We start from the raw sequence: 248 nt of genomic DNA, 5'->3' as shown, positions 1-248 counted from the left end.
CCCACGAGGGCATCAAGGCGTCGGTGGCCAAGGTCATGAACGCGACCTGGCAGCGCTGCCGCGTCCACTTCATGCGCAACGTCCTCGCCCATGCCGGGCGCAGCGGGCGGCGTGTCGTCTCCGCCTTCATCGCCACGGCGTTCGCCCAGGATGACGCCGAAACGGCCCGGCTCCAGTGGCGGCGCGTCGCCGACCAGCTCCGGCCGAAGGTCCCCAAGCTCGCTACTTTGATGGACACGGCCGAGCCC

The 248-nt window shown here is 70.6% G+C and carries 1 protein-coding gene; it reads left to right on the top strand.

Annotated elements, in window-relative coordinates:
- The coding region (locus tag KZZ06_RS21800; protein WP_219582002.1) for a transposase at window positions 1-248 on the top strand (248 nt) is incomplete at both ends.

It is taken from the genome of Sulfitobacter sp. CW3 (assembly GCF_019392245.1).
Lineage (GTDB): Bacteria > Pseudomonadota > Alphaproteobacteria > Rhodobacterales > Rhodobacteraceae > Sulfitobacter.
Note: the sequence above shows the minus strand (reverse complement) of the source record. Positions and strands in the feature narration are given on the sequence as shown.